Annotated in this window: 18 protein-coding genes; 12 read left to right on the top strand and 6 right to left on the bottom strand. The window is 61.2% G+C overall.

The genetic code is table 11. The features are described 5' to 3' along the window. The first annotated feature begins 69 nt into the window (after positions 1 to 69). On the top strand, positions 70 to 867 hold the full coding sequence (locus F0M18_RS15630; RefSeq protein WP_149612384.1) for a Crp/Fnr family transcriptional regulator: 798 nt from the start codon (positions 70 to 72) through the stop codon (positions 865 to 867). A gap of 89 nt (positions 868 to 956) precedes the next feature. Then, the gene (parC, locus tag F0M18_RS15625; RefSeq protein ID WP_149612383.1) at positions 957 to 3,209 is read left to right on the top strand and encodes a DNA topoisomerase IV subunit A; all 2,253 of its coding nucleotides are present in this window, start codon (positions 957 to 959) and stop codon (positions 3,207 to 3,209) included. Positions 3,210 to 3,282: 73 nt separating this feature from the next. Here the strand turns inward: parC and F0M18_RS15620 are convergent, their stop codons facing one another. Beyond that, a complete protein-coding gene (locus F0M18_RS15620; RefSeq protein WP_149612382.1) occupies positions 3,283 to 4,533 on the bottom strand; it encodes a hypothetical protein in 1,251 nt (416 codons plus the stop codon). Between the two features lie 139 nt (positions 4,534 to 4,672). On the opposite strand from F0M18_RS15620, the gene serB reads away from it, so the two are divergent. Then, entirely contained in the window at positions 4,673 to 5,887 is a 1,215-nt protein-coding gene (gene serB / locus F0M18_RS15615; RefSeq protein ID WP_149612381.1) for a phosphoserine phosphatase SerB, read from the top strand. Positions 5,888 to 5,949: 62 nt separating this feature from the next. On the opposite strand, the gene F0M18_RS15610 is transcribed toward serB, so the two are convergent. Further along, the gene (locus tag F0M18_RS15610) at positions 5,950 to 7,818 is read right to left on the bottom strand and encodes a hypothetical protein (RefSeq protein WP_149612380.1); all 1,869 of its coding nucleotides are present in this window, start codon (positions 7,816 to 7,818) and stop codon (positions 5,950 to 5,952) included. 134 nt (positions 7,819 to 7,952) lie between these two features. Between F0M18_RS15610 and efp the strand changes: the two genes are divergently transcribed. After that, the gene (gene efp, locus F0M18_RS15605; protein ID WP_149612379.1) at positions 7,953 to 8,525 is read left to right on the top strand and encodes an elongation factor P; all 573 of its coding nucleotides are present in this window, start codon (positions 7,953 to 7,955) and stop codon (positions 8,523 to 8,525) included. 7 nt (positions 8,526 to 8,532) lie between these two features. Then, positions 8,533 to 9,486 (top strand): EF-P lysine aminoacylase EpmA, encoded by a 954-nt coding sequence (gene epmA, locus F0M18_RS15600; protein WP_149612378.1) that lies wholly within the window; start codon positions 8,533 to 8,535, stop codon positions 9,484 to 9,486. On the opposite strand, the gene F0M18_RS15595 is transcribed toward epmA, so the two are convergent. Both F0M18_RS15595 and nhaC read right to left on the bottom strand, forming a co-directional pair. Further along, positions 9,483 to 9,953: an acyl-CoA thioesterase gene (locus tag F0M18_RS15595; protein WP_149612377.1), complete on the bottom strand. Its 471-nt coding sequence runs from the start codon at positions 9,951 to 9,953 to the stop codon at positions 9,483 to 9,485. The two genes, epmA and F0M18_RS15595, sit on opposite strands and share 4 nt — an antisense overlap. Beyond that, on the bottom strand, positions 9,950 to 11,419 hold the full coding sequence (gene nhaC, locus F0M18_RS15590; RefSeq protein ID WP_149612376.1) for a Na+/H+ antiporter NhaC: 1,470 nt from the start codon (positions 11,417 to 11,419) through the stop codon (positions 9,950 to 9,952). Before nhaC ends, F0M18_RS15595 begins: the two co-directional genes overlap by 4 nt. Before the next feature lie 219 nt (positions 11,420 to 11,638). On the opposite strand from nhaC, the gene F0M18_RS15585 reads away from it, so the two are divergent. The 7 genes from F0M18_RS15585 to F0M18_RS15555 all read left to right on the top strand — a co-directional run bounded on the left by F0M18_RS15585 (position 11,639) and on the right by F0M18_RS15555 (position 21,147). Beyond that, positions 11,639 to 12,760: a PQQ-dependent sugar dehydrogenase gene (locus F0M18_RS15585; protein WP_223177992.1), complete on the top strand. Its 1,122-nt coding sequence runs from the start codon at positions 11,639 to 11,641 to the stop codon at positions 12,758 to 12,760. A gap of 3 nt (positions 12,761 to 12,763) precedes the next feature. Further along, positions 12,764 to 14,422, top strand: coding sequence for a VRR-NUC domain-containing protein (locus tag F0M18_RS15580; RefSeq protein ID WP_149612374.1), 1,659 nt, complete (start codon positions 12,764 to 12,766; stop codon positions 14,420 to 14,422). Continuing rightward, on the top strand, positions 14,415 to 16,709 hold the full coding sequence (locus F0M18_RS15575; protein WP_149612373.1) for an ATP-dependent DNA helicase: 2,295 nt from the start codon (positions 14,415 to 14,417) through the stop codon (positions 16,707 to 16,709). Before F0M18_RS15580 ends, F0M18_RS15575 begins: the two co-directional genes overlap by 8 nt. A gap of 292 nt (positions 16,710 to 17,001) precedes the next feature. After that, entirely contained in the window at positions 17,002 to 18,150 is a 1,149-nt protein-coding gene (locus F0M18_RS15570; protein WP_149612372.1) for a Re/Si-specific NAD(P)(+) transhydrogenase subunit alpha, read from the top strand. Then, complete coding sequence (locus tag F0M18_RS15565) at positions 18,147 to 18,434, top strand: NAD(P) transhydrogenase subunit alpha (protein ID WP_149612371.1); 288 nt, start codon at positions 18,147 to 18,149, stop codon at positions 18,432 to 18,434. The genes F0M18_RS15570 and F0M18_RS15565 overlap by 4 nt, the downstream gene beginning before the upstream one ends. A gap of 6 nt (positions 18,435 to 18,440) precedes the next feature. Next, positions 18,441 to 19,793 (top strand): NAD(P)(+) transhydrogenase (Re/Si-specific) subunit beta, encoded by a 1,353-nt coding sequence (locus F0M18_RS15560; RefSeq protein WP_149612370.1) that lies wholly within the window; start codon positions 18,441 to 18,443, stop codon positions 19,791 to 19,793. A gap of 226 nt (positions 19,794 to 20,019) precedes the next feature. Then, complete coding sequence (locus tag F0M18_RS15555; protein ID WP_262500968.1) at positions 20,020 to 21,147, top strand: hemerythrin domain-containing protein; 1,128 nt, start codon at positions 20,020 to 20,022, stop codon at positions 21,145 to 21,147. Here F0M18_RS15555 and F0M18_RS15550 read toward each other — a convergent pair. After that, the gene (locus F0M18_RS15550) at positions 21,144 to 22,910 is read right to left on the bottom strand and encodes an ABC transporter transmembrane domain-containing protein (protein ID WP_149612369.1); all 1,767 of its coding nucleotides are present in this window, start codon (positions 22,908 to 22,910) and stop codon (positions 21,144 to 21,146) included. The two genes, F0M18_RS15555 and F0M18_RS15550, sit on opposite strands and share 4 nt — an antisense overlap. After that, a complete protein-coding gene (locus F0M18_RS15545) occupies positions 22,907 to 24,556 on the bottom strand; it encodes a mechanosensitive ion channel family protein (protein WP_149612368.1) in 1,650 nt (549 codons plus the stop codon). Before F0M18_RS15545 ends, F0M18_RS15550 begins: the two co-directional genes overlap by 4 nt. Between the last annotated feature and the right edge of the window lie 12 nt (positions 24,557 to 24,568).

Raw genomic sequence — 24,568 nt, 5'->3', positions numbered from 1 at the left:
GTGGATGCCTGGCGGTTATAAGAATAGGTTGGCCAAGCGGGAAGGCTGCCGACTCAGAGAGGCAATACAATGCTCGCCACAGTTGAGTTGGGCCAGGACTTCAGCGTTCTCGGCCAGCAATACAAGAAGCTGATAAGCGCACTGGTTGACGTGGTGAACATGCCTGCTATTCCTGTGGAAGTGGCGGTGACCACAGACGGGAATTTCCGCGGTTTCGATGGCAATCAGTTCTACGTGATAGAGCGCGGCGCCCTGACTGCAAAATACCAGGGCAAGGATGTGTATATCCTTGATGAAGGGGACATCCTGCTGCCCGACATTGCCGGCACCGGTGACGACAGCATTGCGGTGTTTTATGGCAGCGACGCCGGGGCAATGCTCGGCAGTTACCCTGCGCTGGAGTTCATGCGCCGGGTATTCGCCGACCAGTCTGCCACCAAGCTGTGGACGCGCCTGCTGGTGACTTATGCCGGCTTGATGCTGCGCATTACCGCTGCTAACGCCCGGGAGGAAGCCGGTGCGACGCCCGGTTTCGAGATTTACGAGCCCGGTGACATTATTATTCGACAGGGCGAGAGGGCGGACTATGTCTTCAATATGTCGTCCGGGGCGGCCGAGGTGCTTGTCGATAATGTTGTCGTAGGACGGGTCGGTGAGGGAGAAATATTCGGCGCCATGGCTGCGCTCACGCAGGCAGACCGCAGCGCCACGGTACGTGCCAAAACCACCTGCTCCGTGGTGAAGGTTCCCAAGGAGCAGTTTACCGAGCTTATCAAGAATAATCCGGCTACCATCCATAGCCTGCTGATCGATATGGCGAACTCTATCGTCAACCTGAATGAGCAGTTGGTCGGTCTGCGCGGATAGTCAGCCATCTGAATCCAAAGTACTGCCCGGCAGTGTTTGCCATGCTAGCGGCGAGCTGCTGAGCGATATCGCATCGTGACGGGAAAAACATGTCAGACATAGTGGAAATCGACGAAGACGGCATCGAGCAGGTGTCGATGAAACAATATACGGAAAAGGCCTACCTGGACTATTCCATGTACGTCATCCTGGACCGTGCGCTGCCGCACGTGGGTGATGGCCTCAAGCCGGTGCAGAGGCGTATTGTCTACGCCATGAGTGAGCTTGGTCTCAAGGCTTCGGCCAAGTTCAAGAAGTCCGCGCGTACCGTTGGCGATGTCATCGGTAAGTTCCACCCTCATGGCGACAGTGCAGCCTATGAGGCAATGGTGCTGATGGCACAGGATTTCAGCTACCGTTACCCGCTGGTGGACGGGCAGGGCAACTGGGGCTCACCCGATGACCCTAAATCATTTGCCGCAATGCGCTATACCGAATCGCGCTTGACAGCCTATGCCGACGTGCTGCTGGGCGAACTCGGCCAGGGCACGGTGGACTGGGTGCCCAACTTCGACGGTACGCTGGACGAGCCATCGGTCTTGCCCGCCCAGGTGCCCAACGTGTTGCTCAACGGGACCACGGGTATCGCGGTGGGTATGGCAACAGATGTACCGCCGCACAACCTGCGTGAGGTCATCTCCGCGACCGTGCACCTGCTGGAGTCACCGAAGGCGACTGTGGCTGAGCTGTGTGAGCACGTGCAGGCACCTGACTTCCCCACCGACGCGGAAATCATCACGCCCCGTGATGAAATCCATGCCCTGTATGAAAGTGGCCGTGGCGCGCTGAAAATGCGAGCGGTCTGGGAACGGGAGGGCACTGATATCATCATTAACGCGCTGCCCCACCAGGTAGGAGGGTCGCGGGTGCTGGAGCAGATAGCCCAGCAGATGCAGGCCAGGAAACTGCCGATGGTCGCGGACCTGCGTGACGAGTCAGACCATGAAAACCCGACGCGGCTGGTGATCGTGCCGCGGTCGAACCGGGTGGATGTCGAGGCGCTGATGAACCACCTGTTTGCCACCACCGATCTGGAGCGCAGTTACCGGGTCAATCTCAACATGATTGGCATCGACGGGCGTCCTGGCGTCAAGGGTCTGGATCGCATCCTCCGGGAGTGGCTGAAGTTCAGGACGGAAACCGTGCGCCGGCGCCTCGAGTACCGGCTGGACAAGGTGCTGCGCCGTATCCACATCCTGGAAGGCTACCTGATCGCCTATCTCAATATCGATGAAGTGATCCACATCATCCGCACCGAGGATAAACCCAAGCCCGCGCTGATGCAGCGCTTCGGTATCTCTGACGTCCAGGCCGAGGCCATACTGGAATTGAAGTTGCGCAACCTGGCCAAGCTCGAGGAGATGAAAATCCGCGGCGAGCAGGACGACCTCGAAGTGGAGCGGGACCAGCTGCAGAAAATTCTCGGCAGTGCCGCCCGACTCAAGACCCTGATCAAAAAAGAACTGCTGGCGGTGGCCGAGCAGTACGGTGATGAGCGTCGCTCCCCGCTGGTCGAGCGCGGTGAGGCCCGTGCATTCAGTGAGTTGGAGCTGATGAGCGCTGATCCTATTACCGTGGTGATGTCGGAGAAAGGCTGGATACGGGCCGCCAAGGGCCACGATATAGACCCGCAAAGCCTCAGCTACAAATCGGGTGACGGCTACAAGATGTCGGCACGCGGGCGCAGCAACCAGCCCACGGTGATTCTCGATTCCACCGGGCGCGCCTACACCGTCGCATCGCATAACCTGCCATCGGCCCGGGGCCAGGGCGAGCCGGTCACCGGGCGCATTAATCCGCCTTCCGGCGCGACTTTCGAAGGTTTGATGATGGGTGCCGAGGGTGACCTCTACCTGCTGGCCTCTGATGCGGGCTATGGCTTCGTGGCCAGGCTCGGGGACCTGCAGACCAAGAATAAGGCGGGCAAGGCGGCGCTGAAGTTACCCAAGGGCGCTGCTGTACTGCAGCCGGCGGCGATTGCGGCGCCGGACGCCGCCTGGGTAGCGGCGGTCTCCAATGAGGGCCGGCTGCTGGTATTTCCGCTGGCCGACCTGCCGCAGATGGCACGGGGTAAGGGCAACAAGATCATCGGCATTCCCGGAGCCAGGGTACAGGCGCGGGAGGAGTTCGTGGTCGCCGTGCAGGTACTGACGGAAAGCGACACCCTGGTGGTTTACGCCGGTAAGCGCCACCACAAGCTGAAGTTCTCCGACCTGGAGCACTACCGCGGTGAGCGCGGCCGGCGCGGCAACAAGTTACCCCGTGGTTTCCAGAAAGTGGATGCCATGGTCGTTGAGGGCTGAGCTGGCGATAGTTGGCGCCACCAACGCGCCGGTGCGGCGGAACCCCGGGCAGCCATGGATGGCAGCCTGACGATCAGATGAGCGCCGGATCCATCAAGCGCTTGAGTATCAGCTGTAGTTGCCGCTCCAGCAGGTCCTGGTAGGGCCCGGCGAAACTTTCCAGCATGGCGTAATCCATGACTTCCGTGGCCTGCAGTTGCAGGCGCCCCTGGATGTCTGTGTCCTCTATTACCGCCGGAGACAACAGGATTTTGGGCGGCTTGCTGGCGCATACGGCCTGCAGTTCATCCAGGGTGTGCTGCATGTACAGGCCGGGGTAGATGTCGCGGGCGTCACCGATGCCCAGTTCACTTTGCGATATCGCCAGTGCCATTTTCATGGACAGGGCCATATTCTGCTCCAGCTCTGCGGCGACCGCTTTTACCAGCCAGGCGCAGGATGCCGCGCGAAACGGGGCGCTGCCGGCGTTGTTCGGCCCGCTGAAATAGACCGTCAGTGCGAATTGCCGACTGACATGCAGTTCCCCGCCGTAAAAACCGGCGGCGGCGTAAACGACCTGGTGCAGGCGGTCTGTATAGCGATGCAATGACTGGTCGTCGAGGGTGTCGACATAGCTGGCCAGGCTTTCCAGTTGCAGGAAAAGCACCGCAGTAGAGCGATAGTTCTCATCCCGGGCCTCGGTGTCGTTGCGTGTGCGCAGCAGATCCATGGGCAGGGCGGCGATGCGTTTTTCCAGCAGGGTGAATTCGTTGCCACCGGGAGCCGGCAACGGGCTGTCTTCCAGCGCCAGTTGTCTTGACAGGCTGCCGACGCGAGCGCTGAGCCGCTTGCCCAACTGTGAGCCGCCGCCGTACGCGGCCAGGCTGAGTAACACGGCCAGGCCGAGCAGGCTTAGCACGAAGCGCTGGTGGGCGGCGCTGGCGGAATCAGTATTGATGGTGACCAGTATCTCCCCCGCTGTATGCTCTTCGATGCGCACAGGCGCGCGGTACCGGCTCAGGTTCTGCCCCTGCGCTGCGCCGGCCTCGCCCAGGGCTTTTCCTTCCACGTCAAACATCGCCACGGCCACTGCCGAGGAGGTCTCGACAAAGCGTTGCAGCGATGCGGTGATACTCAACAGGTCGCCGGTCTCCAGGGCTGTGCTCACCCGGCGGGCGATCTGGTGCGCCAGGGCATTGCCGAACTCGGTTTGCTGCTCGCTCTGCAGGTGCTTGCTGGAAATGGCCGCCAGTATCACCAGGGCCAGGCTGACAAGCAGGCAAAGTGCCGCCGCCAGTAGGGCGAGTTGCTGGTTGAATGGGGCGTTCTTGAGGCGATTGAGCACGGTTTCAGGGTCACGGTAGTCAGGCGCCCAGTATAAACCAGGCGCGGGTACTGCGGGCTTTTTTCTGCCCCGGGCTCGCTTCCTCCCGGATAGGCCTGCAGGTAGAATAGCGGGCTTTTGGGCCAGTACTGGAAACCTCTTGAGCCAGATCCTGTTGATTACCATCTCCGGGGAAGATCATCCCGGTATCACTGCGAGTATTACCGCAATTCTCGCCGCGCATGACGTCAATATCCTGGACATCGGCCAGGCGGTTATCCATGCGACCCTGTCCATGGGCGTGCTGGCGGAGGTGCCGGAAGAGGTAGCACCACAACAGGTAAGCGATGCCGTGCAACGCTGCGCGCAGGAACAGGGCATGCGCGTGCGTATTGCCCCGGTGTCGGCTGACAGTTACGGCGAGTGGGTCGAGTCACAGGGGCGGGCGCGCTACATCATCACCCTGCTGGCGCGGAAGATCACTGCAGACCAGATCGCCCGGGTGACCCAGGTGGTTTCCCGGCACCAGCTGAATATCGACAGCATCAATCGACTCTCGGGCCGGATTCCACTGGGTGAACTGCCTGCGTTGTCGCGCGCCTGCGTCGAGTTTTCAGTACGCGGTCCGCTGGAAGACTCATCCCTGTTTCGCCGTGACCTGCTGGAGGTGGCCGGCGCACTGGAGGTCGACCTGGCCTTCCAGCAGGACAACATGTACCGCCGCAATCGCCGGCTGGTTGCCTTTGACATGGACTCGACGCTGATAGAGGCGGAGGTGATCGATGAGCTGGCTGCGCGAGCCGGCGTGGGTGAGCAGGTAGCGGCCATTACCGAGCGTGCGATGCGTGGGGAAATCGACTTTGCGGCGAGTTTTCGCGAACGTTTGGCACTGCTTCGCGGCCTCGATGAAAGCGTGCTGGCGGAAATCGCCCGGGGCCTGAAAATAACCGAAGGTGCCGAACACCTTATCTCCACCCTGCGCACCCTCGGCTACAAGACCGCGATTCTTTCCGGCGGTTTTACCTATTTTGCCAGCTACCTGCAGGACAGGTTGGGCATGGATTACGTGTACGCCAACGAACTGGACATCGAAGACGGTAAAGTGACGGGCCGCGTCAGTGGTACCATCGTCGATGGTGAGCGCAAGGCGCAGCTGTTGCGCCAACTCGCCGAATCGGAAGGGATCGACCTGCAGCAGGTGATAGCCGTTGGTGACGGCGCCAATGACCTGCCCATGCTCAGCACTGCCGGGCTGGGCATCGCGTTCCACGCCAAGCCGCTGGTGCAACAGTCTGCGGAGCAGTCGATCTCTACGCTGGGCCTGGACGCCATTCTCTATCTGCTCGGCTTCAGTGACCGCTACCAGCAGCGTTAGACACTACCGCATACGCGGTGCAAGCCTCGGCGCGGGTCTCAGGAAGGTGGGTGTATTCCGCCCTAGATATTGCTCCATAGCGAGTCGTAAGACGCGTCCAGCGGGCCGCTCTTGTCCTCCGCCATGACCTCGTCAGGGTGCTTGATATAGCGGAAATCGAACTGTGCGTAACCGGCGGTTGCGGCGATCTGCCGGGTGAGCTGTATGTAGAAGGTTTCTCCGAGGCGTAGCAAGGTGATTTTCTGCCGTTCTCGGAAGCCGGATCTCGGGGTTATCAGGGTGTGGGGTTGCCCCACCAGCTTGATCTCCGGAAGCAGCAGCACACGCTGCGGCTCCGATACCTGCCCTTTCTTGCTGTGAATCAGCGCACCATAGGCCAGCGCCTGCGGGCTGAGCAATTCCAGTCCGAGCAGTGTGTCCGAGTTCTGTAGCTGGCTGACCCAGCGAATGACCGCAATGGACCATGCGTCTCCAGGTTCTTCCTTTATCGCGGCAACGGTGCCTGCGCGCACGCTGTCGGGGGTGTCGCCGCTCCACCTGAGGCAGTAGCCCCCGGGGCTGGCGTTGATGGTGTAGAGCCTGTGTACCGGATAATTGCGTCCAGCGGGTTCTGCCGTGGTGTCTTCGTTGATGGCCCGCAGGCTCTGTTCATCGAGCTCTACGCGATGGCTTAGTTCGGCTTCGGCTTCGTTGGCAGCTTCCTCGCGCACGAAGTCTTTCTCCGGATTGGCCTTGCGCCACGGGTCCTGGCCGGTCTTGCCGTCGTGCAGAAAGGGGTTATTGCCCAGTCTCGCTTCTGCCGGCGGTACATAATCCTGACCGTGTAGCAGCAGCTCGAAGTCCTTTTCACCGGCGGTGTGGTAATGCGCCGCGCTCAGGCCGGCGCTGAGCAGCAGGGGCGCCTCACTGGGTACACGTCCGAAATTGCGCATGCTCATGCTGCCGAGGCAATCGATGAGGTGGCTGAGCATATTGGAAGGCAGGAATACCCCGGACTTCAATTTCAGGCCGGGCTTGCCGCGGGCGTCATCGCGTTCACGCAGGTGTTTGAGTTGGATGACCAGGGTCTCGGTGTTGATCTGCCGGCAACGGCCGCCCTCCTGGTTGCCATACAGTGCGCTGTAGAGTGGCGGTTGATCACTGTCGAGATCGACCAGGAAGAGTCCGTCCACGGCTCCCTGCTCACCAATTTCCAGCATGTTGCTCCATTCGGCCAGGGCGGTGTGTACCGCCACCATATCGGATTGCCGGAGCTGGTTGGGCTTGGCGCAACCCAGTATCAGGGTGGGCAGGTAGGTATCGGTGATGGTGACCTGGGCCCCGTCTTCTCCGGTGACCGCAAGGGTGGCCAGCCCTTGTCGCTCGGCCAGTGAGTAGAGCTGATGCAGGGTGAGCCAGCCACCCAGATCCACCGGCCGGTAGAGCTGGAATGCCAGCAGGATGTTGCGCCCGGCCGAGAGCAGGCCAGCCTGCAGTGATGCGCAGAGCAGGCGGGCGGGGTTGTTCTCATGCACACTGTCGGGATCGCTGACAATTTGCACTGCGACGATGGAGTAGGCGGTGGTGAGTTGTGTGTAGAGGTCGTCGGTTAACTCCGCCAGTTGCCGCGGTTCCTGTGGCATTACCAGCGGCTGGTGCAGGAAGCGCTTGGACAGGTTGGTCAGTGTGACCTGCAGGCTGCCCGACAGCGCCTGCAGAATTTCATAGCGAAGTTCCGGGGACAGTTTGCAGTGATTGAGGTCGATCAGTGCCGACAGCAATTGCCTGGCCACGGCCGGCGTGTTGGCCACGGGCAATTGCTGTGCCCATTCCAGGGCCGCGTCCCGATGCAGTTGAAAGTGGTCGAATTGTTCCAGTGTCTGTGCCGGAATCTTCAGTTTGAGGGGCTTATCGTTATTCATATTGTGGCCCAGCTTCGTGCGCAGTCGCATTCAGGTATCGGTCCCTGAAGATTAGCCTATTTGCTCTCATCGCTGCCAGCGTGAATGCTGCGAATCTCCCAATGCCCGGCGCGCTGGGGTATCATTAGCGCCTCTTTGAATAGCGCATGTAAAACGGTAAATCCATGGCAAACTACTCCACAAACGAATTCCGTGCAGGCCTCAAGGTCATGCTGGACGGTGAACCCTGCAGCATTCTCGACAATGAGTTTGTAAAGCCCGGCAAGGGCCAGGCCTTCAATCGCGTCAAATTGCGCAATCTGAATACGGGCCGGGTCTGGGAACGCACCTTCAAATCCGGCGAATCACTCGAGGGTGCTGACGTCATGGATCGCACCATGGAGTACCTCTATACCGATGGCGAGTTCTGGTTTTTTATGGAGCCGGACACGTTTGAGCAGTACCAGGCTGATGCCAAGGCAGTGGGTGACGCGCACCTGTGGCTCAAGGAGCAGGAAAAGTGCGAGGTCACGCTGTACAACGGCTCCCCGCTGTCGGTGGCGCCCCCCAACTTTGTTGAGCTGGAAATTGTCGAAACCGACCCCGGGCTGAAGGGCGATACGGCACAGGGCGGCAGCAAGCCCGCCAAATTGAGCACCGGAGCCGTGGTCAAAGTGCCCCTGTTCCTCAGCGAGGGCGAGATTATTCGCGTGGATACTCGCACTGGCGAATACCAGGGGCGCGCCAGCAAGTCCTGATATCACGATGGACTGGAAGCCTGCGGCGACGCTGGACACGCTGCGTGCCCGCGCCGCCCTGTTGCAGCGCATTCGTGAATTCTTTGCCGGCCGGGGTGTGCTGGAAGTAGAAACACCGCTGCTGTGCAGCACCGGTGTGACCGATCCTTCGATAGAGCCCCTCGTGGTGGAGCGCGGAGAATCACTGGGCGCAGCACGCTACCTGCAGACTTCCCCTGAATACGCGATGAAACGCCTGCTGGCTGCGGGCAGTGGCCCCGTGTTCCAGGTCGCCAGGGCCTTTCGCGACGGGGAGGCGGGAGTAAGACACAATCCCGAGTTCACCCTCCTTGAATGGTACCGCCCGGGTTTCGATCACCACGACCTGATGCGCGAGGTAGCCCAGCTGTTGTCTGTGTGCCTCGGGGAACTGCCCGTGGAGTACTGCAGCTATCGCGCGCTGTTCATCGATGAGCTGGGGCTGGACCCGTTCACTGCGGGACTGCAGGCGCTGGAAGCCCGCGCCCGTGAAACCCTGGATGTGGGTGCACTGAAAGGTGACCGCGATCTCTGGCTGGACCTGTTGATGAGCCATCTGCTGGAGCCGCGCCTGGCAGCCCGCGGCATGTGCTTTGTCTACGATTATCCCCCCAGCCAGGCAGCCCTGGCGCGTATTGGCCAGGTTGACGGCGTCGCCGTGGGCCACCGTTTTGAAGTCTATGTGCGCGGCCTGGAGCTGGCCAACGGTTACTGGGAGCTGGCCGATCCCGCGGAGCAGCGGCAGCGATTTAGCGCAGAGAATCGCCGCAGGCGAGAGCATGGCATGACGGAACGCCCCCTCGACGAGGCCCTGTTGGCGGCCCTGTCTGCCGGCCTGCCGGACTGTGCAGGGGTCGCCCTGGGCCTGGACCGTCTGCTGATGTTGGTGACCGGCGTTGGCGATATTCGCGAGGTGCTGGCCTTCGACTGGGAGCGCAGTTAAACGATGATGTCCTGGTCTGCTATGTCCAGCACTGCCGGCGCATAACCCGCCAGGAACTCCGCCGGCAGGCGCCGTGGCCGCCCGCTGGACAGTTCAATACACGCGAAGCGCATGCCGCCGCGTAGTAGTGTCGCGCCGTCGCGCAGCCGCAATATCTGGAACCGGCGTAGCATGGTAAGTCGACGGTCCCAGCTGACAATCCAGGTGCCAACGGCCAGTTCATCCCCTTCCCGCGATGCTGCCAGGTAATGGAAATCGCTGTGGGTGATGGCCATAGCCCTGTCCAGTTGCCGGTAAGCCTCCAGATCAAGACCCAGTGCCGCAGAGTGCGACCACGCTGCTTCCTCGCACCACTGTATGTAGACCGTATTGTTGGTGTGGTTCAGGCCATCCATATCTGTCCCGGCCACGCAGACTTCCACAACATGGGGGTGTGGGTAGTCCCAGGGCAGGTCGGCAGTGGTCATGCGTCAACTCCAGCGACGCCCTCGGCGTCATGGGATGCGGGTTTGAGAGCGATATGGAAGTAGCCATAGACGATGGCTACCAGGGGGCAGAGCAGGTTAAAGAATGCGTACGGCGCATAGCTGAGGGTGGCAATCCCCAGCGTCGCCGACATGTAGGCGCCGCAGGTGTTCCAGGGTATCAGTGCCGAGGTCAGCGTGGCGGAGTCCTCCAGCGTGCGCGACAGGTTAAGCGCGGACAGGCCCCTTTCGCGGTAGGCCTGCCGGTACATGCGGCCTGGAATCGCAATGGCTATGAACTGGTCTGCCGCCAGCGCGTTGGTGCCGATGCAGGTCACCACGGTGGTGGTCACCAGTGAGCCCACGCTGTTCACGCTGCGCAGTGCAACCTGCAGCAGGTAACCGAGGATGCCGGTACGTTCGAGCACGCCACCAAAACCCAGGGCACTGATGATCAACCAGACGGTGTTGAGCATGGACTCCATGCCGCCCTTGCTGAGCAGTTCATCGAGGAAGATGTTGCCGCTGTCGGCACTGAAACCCGCGAACAGCGCAGTCCACACGCCCTTCAATTGCACGAAGGGCGCGGACAGATCGCCGGTCTCCCCGGCCAGGACCGCGACCTGCTGCGGCTGGAACAGCAAGGCGAAAACAGCGCCAGCCAGCGCGCTGACAACGATTGCCGGGAAAGCGGGCAGGCGCAGGAAAACCAGCGTCAGCATCAATAATAGCGGCAGCAACAGGTGCAGGCCGATGTTGAACTGATCGGACAGCGCGGTCTGCAGAGACGTTATCTCCTCGGGCGTGGCCCCCTCTGAGGACCCCAGCACGGCAAACAGCAGCAGCGCGAGGGTGAAGCTGGGCACCGTTGTCCACAGCATGTGGCGAATGTGCGCGAACAGGTCCACGCCGGTGACGGCTGACGCCAGGTTGGTGGTATCTGACATGGGTGAGAGCTTGTCGCCAAAGTAGGCACCCGAGATAATGGCGCCGGCCGTTATGGCGGGGGACAGGCCGAAACTGCCGGCGATGCCCATCAGGCCGATGCCCAGGGTTCCGGCAACCGTCCATGAGCTGCCTATACTCACCGCGACGATCGCGCAGATGGCGGCACTGGCGGCGTAGAACAGGGAGGGGTCGAGGATCTTCACGCCGTAATAGATCATCGTTGGCACCGTGCCGCAGAGGATCCAGGTACCGATCAACATACCCACCGCCAGCAGAATCAGCACCGGGCCCAGACCGAGGCTGATGCCGTGAACGATGCCCTCCTGGGCTTCGCGCCAGCTCACACCGCAGCGCCGCCCCACCAGCGCTGCCACGCAGGTGGCGAGTATCAGTGCTATCTGGTTGGCGCCGTAGGATGAATCTGCGCCAAACAGGTAGACCGAACAGGCCAGTAATACGACGAGAAACAGGATGGGCGCGAGTGCCTGGAGGCCGGTAATGGATTGCTTGGGGTGGCTCACTGTCCGCTTCTTGAAGGCTCTGGGTGATCGTGCTCGAGAGAGGCAGCATGCCCTAATTTCCGGGCGCGGTACAGTGTCGCCCCGTGGCCCCAAAGGTCTGGCAAGGCAAACCGGATAGCGTAGAATGACGTACCATAAGCCTCCGAAAATGATTAACACTGGACAGTCCGCATGCCCCCGTCGTTGAAAATTTTTGCCCTATCCGCAGCAGGTTTTTCGTTGATTGCACTGCTGTCGTGCGCCAACCCCGATCCCGGCCCCGCGCTGGTTGAGCCGGTGCTGGAAAACGCCGCGAGTGCCAGCGGGCCCGGCGAGAAAACAGAAATCCGGGTGCGTACCCTGCTGCAGTGGCTGCAGGAGCCCTGGGGCATGGACTTCCTTCCCGATGGCCGCCTGCTGCTCACGGAGAAGCCCGGCACCATGAAGCTGGTCGCGCCGGATACCTGGGTTGCTACCGAGATCAGCGGTGTACCCGCGGTGGCGGATGAAGGTCAGGGCGGCCTGCTGGATGTGCTGGTACACCCCGACTTCAGCAACAACCAGTGGGTCTACCTGAGCTACTCAATCGCAGTTGAGGGTGGATTTACCACGAGGGTAAGTCGAGCGCGACTGCGTGGCACTGCACTGGAGGACCTCGAGGTGCTGTTCACGGCCACACCTGCCTACCCCGAGCGCCGGCACTTTGGTTCCCGCCTGCTGCTCGACCAGGGCCTGCTTTACATCACGGTTGGCGACCGTGGCAATCGCGACCAGGCGCAGAGCCTGCTGACACACAGCGGCAAGGTGCTGCGACTGACCGAGGATGGCCGGGTGCCGGCGGACAACCCGTTTGTGGGGCGTGATGATGCCTTGCCCGAAATCTTTACCTACGGCCATCGCAACCCACAGGGCATGGCGCGCCGGCCGGGTACGCGTGAAATCTGGACGTCCGAGCACGGGCCACAGGGCGGTGACGAAATAAATATCCTCAAGGCCGGCGCCAATTACGGCTGGCCGGTGATCACCTACGGAGAGGAATACGGCGGCGGTGCCATTGGTGAGGGCACCCACAAATCCGGGATGGAGCAGCCGTTGATCTACTACACGCCTTCACTGGGAACGGGAGGTCTCGCTTTCTACCAGGGTGACGTTTACCCCGGGTGGGAATCCTCGCTGTTGGTTTCCGGGCTGCGGCTGGCGCGGATCAACCGATTGCAGCTGGATGACCAGGGCAGGCCCGGCAAGGAGACCCGGCTGCTGGGCAACCTCAATATGCGCATTCGCGATCTCCAGATCGGCCCTGACGGCCTGGTTTACGCGCTGGCTGACCGCTCGCGGCTTATCAGGCTGGAGCCGCGCTGAGCCTTGCTGCCACCGGACCGCGAACCCGCGGCGCTGTCCCCGCATTATTACAGGGACAACTTCCACAAACTGCTGGATGCGGTCGAGGACCAGTACCTTGATATTCTCAATGCCGAAGAGCTGTCCTTCTACGAGGCGTACAGGGGCCTGGGTTTTGACGCCCAGTGCCTCTATGTACGCCTGATCTCCCGTGTGGGTCCCTGGTTTCGCGTGGCGCAACTGCAGTACCCGGAACTGGGCGACCTGGCTGCGGCGGTGCGCGAACTGCTGGATGCAGGGCTTGCCGTGCAGGCGCAGTCCCTGTCGGTGGAAGAACTGGGGCGCTTGTGCACCCTGCCGGAGCTGGTGCAACTGTTTGGCGTGGCACCGGGCGAAAAGGCCCTGGTACTGGAGTCACTGCGACTGCTTGCGGATGACGAGCGCAGACACCTGCAGGTGCTGGCTTCAGCCGACCGGGCAGGTGTAATCGCGCCGGCGGCAGCGGACGTCGTGAACCGGCTGCAGCTTCTTTTTTTCGGCAATCGCTACCAGGGGCTAACCGACTTTGTGCTCAGCGACCTGGGGGTTGCGCGGTACTATCCCTACGAACTGGACCGGAACCAGCGCCTGTTTTCCCGCCGCGAAGCCCTCGATGCCTTCCTGGCATGCGCTGCCGCCGAGGATGCCTGGCAGCAGGCGCTGGAGCAGGACGATGTACCAGCAATGTGTGCGCTGGCCGAAGCCCTGTTGCAGGACGTGTGTGATGAGCCGGTGGCAAAACGGCGCCGGGATCGCCTCTACAACCGCGTGGCCCGCCAGCTGGAGCGTCTTGGCGAGAACGAGCTCGCTATTGCCCTGTACTGCCGCAGTGCGCGACATCCGGCGCGTGAACGTCGGGCCCGGTTACTGGAAGCGGGGGGCGATCTCGTCCAGGCAGAGGCCCTGTGCCAGCAAATTGCCGAGGAACCCTGGTGCGAGGACGAGCGAGATGCCGCGGCGCGGATTCTGCCGCGTGTGCGGCGCAAGCTTCACGGTACCCGCCAGCCACGGCGCCGGGATGATTTCCAGCAGTTCGACATGGCCTTGCCAGCGGATTCCGGGCGTGTGGAAAGGAGCGCTGCCCGTGCCTTGCAGGCGCAATGGGACCAGGTGCTGTATGTCGAGAACCAGTTGATGAACGCGCTGTTCGGCCTGGCCTTCTGGGAGCAGATATTTGCCCCGGTGCCGGGCGCCTTCAACAATCCGTACCAGAGTGCCCCGACTGATATGTATGAGCAGCAGTTTCGTGTTGCCAGGGCGGCGCTGCTGGATGATCGCCTCGCGGAGTTGTCCACAGTGTCGCTGGAGAGCGAGTTGAGGCGCTGCTGGCGCGCCTATGCCGGTTACCAGTGCCGCTGGGTCAACTGGGACGCGTTGGACGAGAACACGGTGGCCGCAGCGAGCCGGGTCATTCCCCGGGAACACCTGCTGGCTATCTGGCAGCGCATGCTGTTTGATCCACGGGAAAACCGGCGCGGATTCCCTGACCTGCTGGCGCTGGGCGCCCGGCCCGGGCATTACCAGATGATCGAGGTGAAAGGGCCCGGCGACACACTACAGGAGAGCCAGAAGCGCTGGTTGCGGTTTTTTGCCTCAGCGGACATCCCGGCAGCGGTGGCGCGGGTGCAGTGGCTCGATGACTGAATTTGCGGTCAGTGTCCGTGACCTGGTGGCCTTCTGCCATCGCAGCGGTGATATTGATCACCGCTATACCCCGGCGCCTACCGCCGAGCAGGGGGTGGCCGGCCATGAGCGCGTCTACCGCAGGCGCGGTGCCTCCTACCAGCGCGAGTTCGCAGTAAGCTACCGCTTCCAGCGCGACGATCACGCCCTATTGTTGCGTGGCAGGGCCGACGGCTATGACCGTGAGGCCGGGCTGCTGGAAGAAATCAAGACCTGCCGCGGAGATCCCGCCAACATCCCGCCTGCCGTCAGCCGCCTGCACCTGGCGCAGGCGCGGATCTATGCGGCGATCATCGCGGCGGAGGAAAACCTGCCGGCGCTGGATGTACGCCTGACCTGGCTGGATATCGACACCGAACAGGAGCACCCCCTCTCGCAGCGTTACACGCGCGAGGAGTTGCAGATGTTCCTGCAGGATACGCTGCAGCGATTTTCCCGGTGGTTGTCGCTGTTGTCGGCTTTGCGGGAGCAACGCAACGCCAGCCTGCAGCAGCTGGCTTTTCCCCACGGCGAGTTTCGCCCCGGGCAGCGTGACATTGCCGAGCTGGTCTACAAGTGCGTCGACCAGGGCGGCCAGCTGATGCTGGAAGCGCCCACCGGTATTGGCAAGACTGTTGCGGTGCTGTACCCGGCACTGAAGGCGATGGCGACAGGCAAGCACGATGCGCTGGCTTTCGTAACATCGCGCACCGTGGGGCGGCGGGCCGCGGAGCAGACCCTGGAACTGATGACGGATGCCGGTCTGCGCGCCTGCAGTGTCAGCCTGACCGCAAAGGAGAGCGCCTGCCTGTCGCCGGGCAGCGCCTGCCACGGCGACGACTGTCCCTATGCGCGGGGCTACTATGATCGCCTCGGCGACGCCATGACTGCAGCCGTGCAGGGTGGCGTGCTGGGCCGCGAGAAAATAGAGTCCATCGCCCGCGCCCACAGTGTGTGCCCCTACCAACTGGCTTTCGATCTGTTGCCCTGGGTTGATATCGTAGTAGCGGACGTCCATTACGTGTACAGCCTGCAGCCCCTGTTGGGGCGCCTGATGCAGGAAAGCCGGCGCTGGACCGTGCTGCAGGACGAGGCACACAACCTGCCAGAGCGAGCGCGCACCCTTTACAGCGCGCACCTTGCCAAGGCGGCGCTGATGCAGGTCAAACGCTCTGCCACCGGGGATGTCAGGAAGACGCTGCAACGGCTCAATCGGGCGCTGCTTGCGCTACAGAAAGAACCGTGGGCCGAACAGAGCGACAGCGATGTTCGCGACACGCTGCCGGCGAACCTGCTCACGGCCATGGGCGAGGTGATAGCGGCGGTGGTCGGGGCTATGGCGGAGGACCCCCGGTTCGCCCCCGCCAATCCCGCGCTGATGGATTTCTTCTTTGCCCTGTTGCAGTGGCTGCGGGTGGCAGAGCAGTGGGACGAGGAGTACCGGTTTGAACTGCTCCGCGGCGATGGCAGCCAGGGTCTGCAACTGACGCTGAATTGCCTCGATCCCTCGCGCCTGCTGGCGCAGTGTCACGCACGCGCGCATTCTGTAGTGGTTTTTTCCGCCACCCTTTCACCGCGGGAGTGGATGCGGCAGATCCTGGGCCTGGACGGTGCCGCCGTGTGCCGGCGCCTGCACTCGCCCTTCCAGCCGCAGCAGTTGCTGGTGGAGGTTGAGACCGGCATCGATACCCGCTACCGACAGCGTGAAGCCAGCGCCGGGCAGCTGGCAGCCAGGATCAGCCGTTTCCTGGGCGAATGTGCTGGTAACTGTATTGTCTATTTTCCCTCCTATCACTACCTGCGTGCCACGCTGAGCCTGCTAAAAGACACCGGCGGGCTGGCCGGCCGCCTCTGTTGGGAGCAGTATTCCGAAATGGACGAAACGGCGCGCAATGGTCTGTTCAGCGCGCTCGCAGAATCCAACAACGTCGCCGCATTCTGCATTCTCGGCGGTGTTTTCGCGGAGGGTATCGACCTTCCCGGCGACCTGCTGTCCGGGGTCGCGGTGGTGGGTGTGGGTATGCCACAGGTGGGCCGGGAGCGTGAGCTGCTGCGCGAGTGGTATCAGCGCGCCTACGGGCAGGGTTTCGAGTATGCCTATGTATATCCCGCTATGCAGAAGGTTGACCAGGCACTGGGGCGCGTGGTGCGCACTGACAATGACAGCGGTCGGGCTCTGCTGGTGGACGTGCGCTATGGACAGCGGCTGTATCGTGAATTGCTGCCACCCTGGTGGAGTTACGCAGACAGCCGTACAGCACAGGGTTAATGGCAGCTACGGTCTAGATTTTTGGGCTCTACTGCGCTTGTTTGGGCAGCCAAAAGGCGTAAATTAGCGCTCTCTCGCTGATCTGGGATAGGGTTGGCGTTGAAATGAAGATGGATATTTCATTCAGCAAATGAATATCAGTCATAATTTCGACCCCCCGGGCACTGTGCTAGAGTGAGCGCCCGCTCAATAATGGGGTGGGGTGCGGTCACGATTCGCAAGAGATCTGCCGCAGGAGCCGGACTCCGGACAAAACAAGAAACACAATCAAGCAACGGGGGGTTACACCGTTATGCGCATTGCAATACCTAGGGAATTACAGCCTGGCGAGAATCGCGTGCCTGTTACGCCCGATGTGGCCAAGAAACTGGTCCGTATGGGAGCTGAGCTGCTTGTTGAAGCCAGCATGGGCGTCGGCGCAGGATTTACCGATGCAGAGTACACCGAGGCCGGTGCTACTATCGTAGCTGACCGCAAGGAGCTGTTTTCCAGCGCAGACCTGCTGCTGCGCCTGAACAAGCCGTCAGTTGATGAGATCGAACTGATGCAGCGCGGCTGCATACATATCAGCTACCTCGACCCGTTTAATGAGCGCGAACTGATCGATGCCTTCAAGGCAGCCGGGGTGACCTCCATTTCCATGGAGATGATCCCGCGCACCACGCGCAGTCAGAAAATGGACGCGCTGAGTTCCCAGGCCAACCTGGCCGGCTACGTAATGGTCATGAAAGCGGCAAACCACCTGCCGCGCATCTTCCCGATGATGATGACCCCGGCCGGCACCCTCAAGCCGGCCAACGTATTTGTTATCGGTGCCGGTGTGGCCGGCCTGCAAGCCATTGCCACCGCCAAGCGCCTTGGCGCCAAGGTCACCGCATTTGATACCCGCCCGGTAGTGGCCGAGCAGGTGCAGTCTCTCGGTGCCAAGTTCCTCGAGATCGACCTGGGGGAAACCGGGGAGACCGCCGGTGGTTACGCCAAGGAACTCACCCCTGAGCAGGTGGAGATACAGCGTCAGGCGCAGAAAGACATCATCGCCAAATCAGATGTTGTAATCACCACGGCGCAGGTTTTTGGCCGCAAGCCCCCCGTACTGGTGACCCAGGACATGATCGAAGGCATGCAGCCGGGGTCCGTTATCGTGGATATGGCAGCGGAAACCGGCGGTAACGTCGAGGGTTCACGCCCTGGCGACGTGGTCGAATGGTGCGGTGTTACCATCATCGGCACCGGCAACTGGGCCAGTGAAGTCGCCCGCGATGCCAGCCAGATGTACTCCTCCAACCTGTTCAACCTGGTAGAGGACAACTGGTGCGAAGAGAAGAAAGCGTTCGAAGTGAATTTCGAAGATGACATTCTTCCCGGTTGCATCATTACCCACGATGGCGAAGTGACCAACGAGACCATCAAGAACATCATGGAAGGGGAGGCACAATCATGATTCCGGCAGAAGTGTTCCTGACATTCATCCTTATGTTGTCCATCTTCCTGGGCTTCGAATTGATCAACAAGGTGCCCGCTACCCTGCATACGCCGCTGATGTCCGGTGCCAACGCGATTTCCGGCATCACCGTGGTAGGTGCGATCAGCCTCGCAGGTACCGGCCATGGCGATGCGGCCCAATGGCTGGGTTTCTTCGCCGTGGCTCTGGCGTCTATCAACGTGGTGGGCGGTTACCTGGTAACCGATCGCATGCTCGCCATGTTCAAGAAGAAGGAGGGTTAAGGCGCCATGGATAACCTCATTCAATTTGCCTATATCATTTCGGCCGCGCTCTTTATCTACGGGCTGAAGCAACTGGGTTCGCCGGCAACGGCGCGCCGCGGCAACATGATTTCCTCAACCGGCATGCTGGTCGCCATTGTGGCCGCGTTGCTGGACCAGGGCATTGTTGACTACCAGTGGATCGTGATCGGCGTCGTCATCGGCGGAGCCATCGGCGCCTTTGTCGCGCGTACGGTCGAGATGACGTCCATGCCTGAAATGGTGGCCCTGTTTAACGGCTTTGGCGGTATGGCCTCGCTGCTGGTGGGTCTGGCGGCAATGTCCCCGACGGCTGCCACCTTCACCCTGGTGACAATCGTACTGTCAATTCTTATCGGTGGCGTAACCTTTACCGGTTCGCTGGTGGCCTACGGCAAGCTGAGCGAGCGCATGACCAGTGCGCCCATCATGTTTGCCAAGCAGCAGATGGTGAATGGCGCCATTGTCGCGGGCATTGTGATCAGCGCCCTGCTGTTCATCAATTTCCCGGATACCGGGTTCTGGCTGTTCCTGGTAGTCGTCTTGTCGCTGGCCTTCGGCGTGATGGTGGTGATTCCCATCGGTGGCGCGGATATGCCGGTGGTGATTTCACTATTGAACTCCTACTCCGGTCTCGCGGCCTGTGCGGCGGGTTTCGCGGTCGACAATAATATTCTTATTGTCGCCGGTTCGCTGGTGGGTGCCTCGGGCATCATCCTCACCCAGATCATGTGTAAAGCCATGAACCGCTCACTGACCAATGTGCTGTTCTCCGGCTTCGGCAGTGGCGTACAGGAAACCACCGAGGTAGAGGGCGAGATCAAGCCGATTTCCGTGGAAGATGCCTATTACGTTCTGGAAGCAGCTTCCAGCGTGGCTGTGATCCCGGGATACGGCATGGCGGTAGCCCAGGCCCAGCACGTGGTGAAAGAACTCATGGAACTGCTGGAAGAAAATGGCGCTGAAGTGAATTTCGGTATTCACCCGGTAGCCGGCCGCATGCCAGGGCACATGAACGTGTTGCTGGCCGAGGCGGATGTGCCCTATGACCAGTTGCTGGAAATGGACGATATCAACCCGCGTATGGAAACCGTGGATGTTGCCATCGTTATCGGTGCCAACGACGTCGTCAACCCGGCGGCGCGTGAAGTGGAATCCTCGCCGATTTACGGCATGCCAGTGATCAACGTGGACTCTGCGCGCACGGTATTTGTACTCAAGCGTTCCATGGCATCGGGCTTTGCCGGCATCGAGAACCCGCTGTTTTACAAGGACAACACCCGCATGTTGTTCGGTGACGCGAAGGAATCGATCGGCGGGCTCATCCGCGAATTCAGCTGACTTTTCCTGCTACGACCACGACGCCGGCCTTGCGCCGGCGTTTTTATTGGTGCCTTGCGTGTGGTTTGCAGCCAGTTCGCTCCACCCGTGGTTTGTAACAGCGTTGGTTCACCTAATTACGCCAGATGTCGATTAGCGCCAGTGATGAGCTCGATCAAGGCGGTTTCAGGCTGGACAGTGTAGGCTGCAGGCATATGCTGACAGCAGATTGGAAAGGAGAGCGCTGATGGCAGCTTCTACTGGTAGTACCCGCAAGAAACCCGTGGCAAAGAAAACCGCTAAAAAGCCGACTGCGCGCAAAACCGCATCGGCGAAGGCAAAGTCCGTGACAGGCGGGGCAGCGATGAAGAAGAAGGCGGCGACAACTAAATCCAGGGTGTCGGGGAAAGCGGCTACGCAGAAGGGGCCATCCCAGCCTGCGGCGGGTAAGACCGGATCCGGCTACAGTCGCGACGCCTGGGCGCGGGACACCCCGCGCGGAAACACGTCCGCTGAGCCACCGATGTTGAAAACGCTGCGCGCGGAGCACCGTCACATCGCTACTGTTATGCAGCTGTTTTCTGACCAGCTGCAGGCTATAGACAATGGCGAAAATGTAGATCCCCACATCGTGTTCGAAGTCATGGAGTATATGTCGACGTGGCCGGACCGCTTCCATCATCCCCGCGAGGACCTGATTTATTCCAGGGTTGCCGAATTGGACCCCAAGGCCGCGGACGAGGTGGATACACTGCAACGCGACCACGATCACACCGCGCGGCGCGGCAAGCAACTGCTCAACGACATCGAAAGCTGGCGCGAGGGCGACGTCTCGGCCTCGGTGGTGGTCAGGCGCGGCAGGGAATACATAGGCCACACCTATGAGCATATGAATATTGAGGAGAAGGTGGTCTTTCCGCACATCGAATCCATCCTCACGCTGGAAGACTGGCGTGAATTGGCGGAAGACGACGAGCTGCGTGCCGTGTCGCTACCCGTCTTCGGACCTCGGGTCCAGCGAGAGTTTCGCAACATGGCCCGGCGTCTTCGCCGCGGCGTACGGCGCGGTGCAGAACGCGGGGCGGTGCTGGAATGGATTGGTATAGAAGCACTGATGGAGTCGCTGGAGGTGTTGTCCATGGGCTACGAGTCGGCGCGGGTTGCGGCAGGCGAACACTGGCAAACGGCCCTGGATGACTCGCGGGAGTTGTTCAGCGAATCACCGCTGACAGCGCCCCTGCGCTGTTCTGTGAACAATATGAAACTGGGCTACAAACTGCTGGGCGATGTGCTGGAGATATCCCGGGAGGTCTTCGATGACCTTGAGCAGGTCAACGCTGAACGCAGGGAGCGTATAGGCCTGTTCGATCGCTAGGACTCGCTGTCGCTTTCGCGGAACTGCAACTGCGCCAGGCGGGCATACAGCGCGTTGTCCTGTAGTAAGGCCTGGTGTTTTCCTGTCGCCACCAGCCGGCCCTTGTCCATAACTGCGATCTTGTCTGCGTGCAGTATGGTGGACAGTCGGTGCGCAATGATCACCGTGGTGCGTCCCTGCATCAGCTCTTCCAGCGCTTTCTGCACGTGATACTCACTTTCGGTATCCAGCGCGCTGGTCGCCTCATCCAGCAACAGTATTTTAGGATCGTTGAGGATGGCGCGCGCCAGCGCGATGCGCTGTCGCTGGCCGCCGGACAGTCGCACACCCTGCTCACCCAGGTGGCTGTCATAACCTGCCGGTAGCTGGCTTATGAATTCATGTGCATGTGCCGTGCGCGCGGCTGCCTGGATTTCCGCTTCAGTCGCATTGGGTCGTCCGTAGGCGATGTTGTAGCGTACGTCGCCGGTGAACAGCGCCGGTTGCTGCGGTACCAGGGCGATCTGTTCGCGCAGCTGTTGCAGGTTGAGATCGCGGATATCGATACCGTCGATGGTCACGCGGCCTTCCTGTGGGTCGTAGAATCGCTGCAATAACTCGAACACTGTGGATTTTCCCGCACCTGAGGGCCCTACCAGCGCCAGGCTGCGGCCAGACTCAATGGGCAGGGAGAAGGCTTCCAGTGCGGCGACATCGGGTCGCGTGGGGTAGCGGAAAGTGACGTTCTCCAGCGCCAGCGAGGGCTGGCTGCTCAACTGTGCAGAACACGGGGTGACTGGGTCGGCAATCAGGCTTTGCGTGCGCGTCAGCTCTACCAGCCGTTCCGCGGCGCCCGCCGCTCGCTGCAGTTCGCCCCACACTTCGGATATAGTGGCCACGCCGGAGCCAACCATGATGGCGTAGAATACGAACGCACCCAGTTCGCCGCCACTCATGCGCCCACTGATCACATCCTGCCCGCCTTCCCAGAGCATGCCTGACATGCCCGCAAACAGCAGCAGGATAGCCGTACAGATGAGCAGGGCGCGCTGGCGTATGCGTTTGCGTGCAATCGCGAAAGCGCGTTCGACCTCCAGGGCAAAGGCATCGCTCTCGAACTGTTCCCGGGTATAGCTCTGCACCACGCGGATATGCTGGATGATCTCGCCGGCATAGCTGCCGACGCTGGCGATACTGTCCTGGCTCTGGTTGGACAGGCGCCGCACGCGGCGGCCAAATACCAGAATCGGCAGCAGTACCAGTGGTACGCCCACGGCGATAATCAGGCTCAGTTTCAGGTTGGTCACGAACATCATGACCAGTGCGCCGACCAGCGTCAGGCTGCTGCGCAGCGCCATGCTGAATGAGGAGCCAATGATAGTTTGCAGCAGCGTCGTATCGGTGGTCAGGCGCGACATGATTTCGCCCGAGCGGTTACTTTCGAAGTACCCCGGGTGCAGACGCACGATGTTCTCGAACACGGCCTTGCGCAGGTCGGCGCTGACCCGCTCTCCCAGCCAGGACACCAGGTAAAAACGTACAAACGTGCCCACCGCCATGGCTGCGGCGATGGTGAGCAAAAGCCCGATGGCGCTGCGCAGGTCAGCACTGGTGCCGCCGCCAAAGCCTTCGTCGATCAGCGTCTGCAGGCCCCAGCCCAGAGACAGCGTGGCGCCTGCAGTGAACAGGAGCGCGAGGCTGGCTGCCACCAGCCTGGCCTTGTAGGGCTTGAGGTAATTCAGTACCGGTAGCAGTGAGCCCAGGCCGTCCCGGGGCTTGCTCACGCGTCGGTGCCTTGGCCGTCACTGGCGGCGGGGGCTGGATCCTGGTTGAGCCGGGCGGGGCCGGTGAACACGCAGTCCTGCTTCTCGGCGGCGGCGAGTATGCCAATGTTGATCTCCTCTGCCACGGCCAGGAATACCTGGAAGTCGGTGGTGGCAACGCCTGCATCAAGTCGCAGGATGGCGTTGCCATTGACGATGTCCTCGAAGCGCACGCTGATGGTGTCCTCGAGCACGTTCTCGTTCGCGGCCAGTAGCCCGCGGATGTCCTCCAGCAAGGCGCGCATTTGTGCCGCGCCGGGCACCTGGATCTGGTAGCGCCGGAAGAAACGAATGCGATCGCGCTGTGAGTAATTCTCGATTTCCACCGATGAGAAAACCGAGTTGGGAATGACGACCATGGACCGATCCAGTGTGCGGATGATGGTCGAGCGCAGGCCGATCTCCTCTACCACGCCGGTAACGTCACCGAAGCGACAGAAGTCGCCGGCGCTTACTGGCCTGGCAGTATAAAGCGTGACCGCCCCGATGACGTTTTCCAGCGTTTTCTGCGCTGCCAGTGCCACAGCCAGCGAGCCCACGCCAAGGCCGGCGAGAATGGTCGACATGTCGTAACCGGCTCGCTTGGCCCAGACCAGCGCGATAACCGTGACCACGATGATCTTCACGATGGTGGTAAACGGCTTCAACAGAGCCACGTAGTGGGCGTTGCCGGCATGCTGCATCTTGCGGATCTGGTAATCCCGCAGCAGTGACAGCAGGCCCAATATGAGCACCGTGAAGGCAATGTACTCGATACCAGAGGATTCCAGCAGGATGCGCGCAGTCATGGACAGGCCGAGCTGATCGATCAACAGCTTGGCGATGACGATGAAGATGAAGAAGCGCATCGGCCGGCGGAAGAAATGCTGGATACCCAGCGGGAAGCGGTTGGGCACCAGCAGGGCCAGTCGCATGAGCAGATAGCTGACCAGGCCCGCCAGCGGCCAGGCCAGCAGGAAGAACAGGACCAGGCTGGCAATCTGCCAGTTCTGCATACCCATGAAGCGGAACTCGGGCAGCCAATCGCCCAGCTTGATGGCTGCGTCGCTGTAGCCGAGTTCTTCCCACATGTCCGGTATGCGGGCCACTGTGGCGTTGGACAGCTTCCATACCCGACCGCCCTTGCCATCGGGAACGCGCTGCAGGTAAATGGGGATTTCCTCGTCCTGCAGCCTTACCGAGCCGATGCGATCGCGATAGCTCGGTAGTCCGTCTCCGAGACTTCCCTCCGGGTCATCGCTCAGGGTGGTGACGTCGATGATGTTCTGCAAATTGAAGACATACCCCAGCGCACGCAGTAGTTGCTCGTCGCTGTACTGCTCCAGGGCTTCATCGATATAGCGTCGATCAAGGTATTTGCCGAGGGATTCGTAGTCCTTGCTGCGCATTGCCTCGCGCAGTCCCAGCATGGCGGCCAGGGGGGTTGCCTGCTCGCGAAATGCATCCGGGTCGGAACTGGCTTTCTCCTCGACCAGCTTTTCGGTCTCTTTTTCCTGCTCGATCAGTTCTCGTGCTGACAACTCAGGCGATTCGATATCCGATTGCGCAGCGGCGGGCAGGGCGGTGATGCAGGTTATCAGTACGAGCAGGTGCAGGATATGTGGCATGTGATCGGAGTC

It is taken from the genome of Pseudohalioglobus sediminis, from assembly GCF_008370495.1.
In the GTDB taxonomy this organism is placed as follows: Bacteria; Pseudomonadota; Gammaproteobacteria; order Pseudomonadales; family Halieaceae; genus Halioglobus.
The sequence above is the reverse complement of the archived record's forward strand: the minus strand, read 5'-3'. Positions and strand labels throughout refer to the sequence as shown.